2 protein-coding genes are annotated in these 1,229 nt (G+C 71.6%); one reads left to right on the top strand and one right to left on the bottom strand.

All coding sequences use genetic code 11. The features are described from left to right. Window positions 1-54: 54 nt before the first annotated feature. Window positions 55-708, bottom strand: a complete 654-nt coding sequence (locus AC31A1_RS51650) for a uridine kinase family protein (RefSeq protein WP_489659950.1) — start codon at window positions 706-708, stop codon at window positions 55-57. Window positions 709-835: 127 nt separating this feature from the next. On the opposite strand from AC31A1_RS51650, the gene AC31A1_RS51645 reads away from it, so the two are divergent. After that, window positions 836-1,229: hypothetical protein (locus AC31A1_RS51645; protein ID WP_489659949.1), on the top strand; the 394-nt coding region annotated here is incomplete at its 3' end.

Raw genomic sequence — 1,229 nt, 5'->3', positions numbered from 1 at the left:
GAGAGCGGGACTGGAGGGCCGGGGGGTCCGTCCAGTCCCGCTTTTTTTGTGCCCTCAACTGGTGGTGGTCGGGGCGGGCGTGGAAGCCGCAGCCGGGCGCCGGCCCACCGCCGCCGCGGCCATCCTGCCCAGCGCCTCGTCCTTGCCGCAGGCGTACGCGCCGAGTCCGGTCTGCCGGGCCACGATCGACCTCTCCAGCCGCATCAGCCGCCAGCCGCGCCGCAACAGGAACGGCACGGACTTACGGCCCTCCCTGAGATCCCGCAGGAAGCGGCGCCGGAAGGTGCGCATCGGGCCCCGGCTGAGGCACAGCGCGTCCGCGAGGACGCCCAGCTCCTGGCACCGGGTGATGACCTCGGCGGCGAAGATGCCCTCCGCTATGAACAATGGTGTCCGGCCCACATCGACCGCCTCCGTGCCCGTGCGGGCGCTGAGCGAGATGTCGTAGACCGGCACGTCCGTACGGCCCGTGCGGCACAGCTCGACGATCGCGGCGACCGCCACGTCCGCGTCCCAGGAGTCGGGGTGGTCCCAGTCGATGTCCGAACTCCCCGCCACCTGCGGCAGCGTCGGGTCGTCGCCCTCTTTGTAGAAGTCGTCGAGCCGCAGCACGGGCAGACCGGACCGGGCGGAGACGAGGGACTTGCCGGAACCCGAGGGGCCGCACAGCAGCACGACACGGGCCGGTGACGGGGAAAGGATGCTCACGGGACACCAGTTTGACGCATTCCGTACGTCCTGCCGACCCCGCGGGTCGCCAGTGGAACGCGCATCACACGTCAACTACCCTTCGTGCTGACCTGATTACCCTGCGCACCAGAAGGTGGCACCAGCAATGGCACGACACACGTCCCCTCAGCATCCGACCGCCCAGCGGGCCCTCGTCGCCCTCGCGACCGCCGGGGTCGCCCTCGGTGCGGGGGCGGCGTCGGCCGCCGCGGACACCGCGCCGGTGGCCGACGTGGTGCGGACGCGGCCCACGTCTCTGGGCAAGATCGACCCCGCGGCGGGGCTCGGCGCGCTCACCGGCACGGTCGGGTATGTCACCGGGCCTGTTGCCGGGCTCAAGCCGAATCCGCTCGCGGGGACGGGTGTTGACCCGCTGGACAACGGGGTTGCGACTCAGCTCGCGGACTTTCAGCCGGTTGCTTCGCAGATGCTGACGGGGCCGGTTGCGCAGGCGCAGTCGATCGGGAGCGTGCCGGTTGTGGGGCAGGCTCTCGGGGTGC

Source organism: Streptomyces sp. P5F9, from assembly GCF_057961495.1.
This window is presented reverse-complemented; position numbering and strand designations above follow the sequence as displayed.